Source organism: Micromonospora endophytica (genome assembly GCF_003236305.1).
GTDB lineage: Bacteria > Actinomycetota > Actinomycetes > Mycobacteriales > Micromonosporaceae > Micromonospora > Micromonospora endophytica.
The window spans coordinates 1-3,513 of sequence record NZ_POTX01000389.1; the positions used below are offsets into that span (position 1 = coordinate 1).

At 71.5% G+C, this 3,513-nt stretch carries 4 protein-coding genes; all 4 read right to left on the reverse strand.

Features of this window, described 5'->3' with window-relative positions; all coding sequences use genetic code 11:
• Nucleotides 1-969: sulfite exporter TauE/SafE family protein (locus C1I93_RS29515; protein ID WP_111246529.1), on the reverse strand; the 969-nt coding region annotated here is incomplete at its 3' end.
• Nucleotides 966-1,577, reverse strand: a complete 612-nt coding sequence (locus tag C1I93_RS29520) for a rhodanese-like domain-containing protein (RefSeq protein ID WP_111246530.1) — start codon at nt 1,575-1,577, stop codon at nt 966-968. The genes C1I93_RS29515 and C1I93_RS29520, both read right to left, overlap by 4 nt.
• A gap of 40 nt (nt 1,578-1,617) precedes the next feature.
• Nucleotides 1,618-3,054: an MBL fold metallo-hydrolase gene (locus tag C1I93_RS29525; RefSeq protein WP_111246531.1), complete on the reverse strand. Its 1,437-nt coding sequence runs from the start codon at nt 3,052-3,054 to the stop codon at nt 1,618-1,620.
• A gap of 150 nt (nt 3,055-3,204) precedes the next feature.
• Nucleotides 3,205-3,474 (reverse strand): metal-sensitive transcriptional regulator, encoded by a 270-nt coding sequence (locus tag C1I93_RS29530; protein ID WP_111246532.1) that lies wholly within the window; start codon nt 3,472-3,474, stop codon nt 3,205-3,207.
• Nucleotides 3,475-3,513 lie beyond the last annotated feature (39 nt).

Below are 3,513 nucleotides of genomic sequence, written 5' to 3' on the forward strand. Positions count from 1 at the left end.
CCCCGGCGTCAGCCCGCCCGTCTCCTTCACCACGAACCGATTCGGTTCCGCCGTCCACACCAGGTCAGGGGCACTGGCGTAGCGGGCGTCCCATTCGCTGCTGTCCACGCTCGGTCTCCTCTCCGCGGTGGCCCTGATGAGCACGGTAGCGGCCAGCGCGGCGGCGAGGCCCCCGGACACCGCCCAGAACAGTGGCGCGGTCCGCCACTGCAGAGGCACCTGTTGGCCGAGGACGAAGACTCCCATCGCCACCACGAACCAGCCGAACGCACGGCGTAGCAGCGCGGCCGGAATCCGTCCGACGAGCCGGCCGCCGAGCAGGCTGCCGGCGACCGCGGCGACGGTCACCGCGGCAGCCAGGCCCCAGTCGAGGCTGACGGTGGCGAGGTAGCCGGCCAGGCCGGCGACGGACTTCATCGCGATGACGACCAGCGAGGTGCCGATCGCAACAGGCATGGGCAGGCCACCGAGCAGTACCAGCGCGGGCACCACCAAAAATCCGCCGCCAGCCCCGACCAGACCGGTGACCAGGCCGACCAGTGCACCGTCGAGGACCACCCGCCGTACCGGCAGTTCGCGGGACGGGACCTTCCCGTCCGCCGTCGCGTCGCGCTGCCCGCGCAGCATCGCGAACGCGGTGGCCAGCATCATCACCGCGAAGCCGGTGAGCAGGACCGCCGTCGGAACGTACGCGGCGAGTCGGCCACCGGCGTACGCGCCTGTCATGCCGGCGAGACCGAAGACGAGCCCGGTGCGCCACCGCACCCGGTGGGCGCGGGCGTGCGGCAGCACGCCCACCGCGCTGGTGGCGCCGACGACGAGCAGCGAGGTGGCGATCGCCTCCCGGGTGGGCAGATCGGCGACGTAGACCAGCAACGGCACGGCGAGGATGGAGCCGCCGCCGCCGAGCAGGCCGAGGCTGACCCCGATCAGTACCGCACCGACCAGGGTCAGAACCAGGGCGGTCACCGCCGGTTCCGGGCCGGACTGTCCTGCTGAGGCTGGCTTTCCTGCCGCAGTTGGCAGACGACGGTGTCCAGGTCACAGCTCGCGCCACGGTTGTAGGGCAGCTTGCTGAGCAGCATGCCCATGGCACAGGTGTTGGTGAGGGCGGCGACGGTCAGGCCGCCGCCGATGGCCGCGGCGACCCACTTCAGGCCGGGTACGAAAACCGAACCCAGGATGCTGGCCAGCACGATCGAACCGGCGACCAGTCGTACCTGCCGTTCCAGGTCCCAGCGTGGGCGGCCCCGGTTGGTGGGTGCGTTCGCCGCCTGCCAGGCCACCATGCCGCCGTCGAGCACCCGGAGATTGGGCAGACCGGCGGCGGCCAGGGACCGCTCGGCCTGGGTCGCGCGGGCACCTGACCGGCAGATCAACACCACCTCCTCGTCGAGGTGGCGGCGCAGTTCGTCGCGGTGCTCGCGGAGCAGGTCCAGCGGCACGTTGTACGACCCGGGGATGTGCGCCGTGGCGAACTCGCCGGGCGTGCGTACGTCGAGCAGTCGGGGCGTACGCCCCTCGGTGAGCTGGGCGCGCAGCGTGGCCGGGTCGATGGTCGAGGGGTGGTGCGTCACGTTCGTTACTCCTCGCTCGGATGGGGTCAGGTCGGGAGGGTCAGGTCGTGGCGGCCAAGCGCACGCCTGCGGCTTCGGCCCGGCCGAAGGAGTCGTCGATCAGGACGACCTCGCGACCCGCCTTCACCAGCAGGGACGCGGCGACCGAGGCGCGGTAGCCGGAGCCGCAGTGCACCCAGACCGGGCCGGCGGGCACCTCGGCCAGCCGTCGGGGCAGCTCCGGCAGCGGGATGTGCACGGCCCCGTGGATGTGTCCGGCTCGCCACTCGTTTGCCAGCCGTACGTCGAGCACGACCTCCGGCGCGGGCAGCCCGCCCGGGCGGTCGTCGGCCTCGGCGGTTTCGGCCTGAGCCTGAACGGTTCCGGCCTGGGCGGCGGCCAGCGCCGGGAAGTCGGCGACCATCAGCTCGCGCAGCTCGCCCGGCTCGACGGCCCACTCGTTCGGGCCGCCGGTGGCCTGGGCGGCTGGCCGGTCGATGCCGATGCGGACCAACTCGCGCTGGGCGTCGGCGACCTGTTCGGGAGTCTCGGCGAGCAGGGTGATCGGACTGCCCCACCCGATCAGCCAACCCAGCCAGGTCGACATCGGACCGTCCAGGCCGAGGCTGACCGTGCCGGCGAGGTGGGACACCGCGTACGCCTTGCGGTGTCGCAGGTCGACCACCCACTCTCCGGCGGCGATCCGGTCCCGCAGCTGCCCGGCGTCGGCGCGGGCGACCGGGGTGAGGTCGACAGGCGCGGGGCCGGCGGCGTTGGCCACCCCCATGTGTGCGTAGTACGCCGGGTAGACGTCCAGCCCGGCCAGGGTTTCGGTGACGAAATCCGCCGCGCCCAGCCGGAACACCGGATTGACCTGCTTCTCCCGGCCGATCGTCGACTCCGGCGCGTCGGCCTGGCTGGCCGAGCAGAAGCTGCCGAAGCCGTGGGTGGGCCAGACCTCCGCCCCGTCGGGAAGCAGGTCGGCCAGGCGCCGGGCCGAGGCGTGCTGGTGCTGGGCCAGCTCGTGCGCGTGTTGCTGGCCGAGCAGGTCGGTGCGGCCGGTGGTGCCGAAGAGCAGCGATCCGCCGGTGAACACCCCGGCCGGGGTCCAGCCGGTTTCGCCGGCCTCGTCGAGCACGTACGACAGGTGGTGGAAGGTGTGCCCCGGGGTGGCGAAGACGCGGACCCGCAGCCCTTCCGAGACGTCGACGACGTCGCCGTCGGCGACCGGGACGCGGTCGAACTCGACGGTGTCCTCGGCGGCCACCAGATACCGCGCACCGGTGATTCGGGCCAGTTCCCGCCCACCGGAGACGTAGTCGTTGTGAAGGTGCGTCTCGAACACGTGCGTGATCCGGACGCCTGCCGCACCCGCCAGATACAACACCCGGTCGATGTCCCGCTGCGGATCGACCACGACGCCCACCCGGCCGTCGGTGGCCAGGTAACTCCGGTCGCCCAGGGACGACGTGGTGATGACCGACACCTGCACCGCCATGTCAACTCCTCTCTGATTCGCCCGGCGCATACCCCGGGGGGTATGCGCGAGGCAGACTAGTCCCATGGATTGATCAGTTCGTGTTCTACCCGCTCAAGCGCGGAAGATGCGCCGCCCCGGCCGAGGTCGGAGCGGGCGCAGCGCGGCTGCTCAGGCCAGCGCCAGGAACAGCTTCTCCAACTCTTCCTCGGTCATCTCCGGCTGCTCGCCGTCCTCTCGCGCGGCGGAACAGTGCCGCATGCCGGAGGCAATGATCTTGAATCCGGCCCGGTCGATCGCCTTGGACACCGCGGCGAGTTGGGTCAGTACGTCCCGGCAGTCCTGACCGTCCTCCATCATCTCGATCACGGCGTTCAGTTGCCCCCGAGCCCGCTTCAGTCGGGTCAGGGCATCACCAGTCATCTCGGGCCGCAGCTTCATCGCACACCTCCTGCCCCCAACTATACCCCCCGGGGTATC

Bases quoted from the DNA above. Each gene is read 5' to 3' on its own strand.
- C1I93_RS29530 (WP_111246532.1), bottom strand. From the start codon at position 3,474: ATGAAGCTGCGGCCCGAGATGACTGGTGATGCCCTGACCCGACTGAAG.
- C1I93_RS29525 (WP_111246531.1), bottom strand. From the start codon at position 3,054: ATGGCGGTGCAGGTGTCGGTCATCACCACGTCGTCCCTGGGCGACCGG.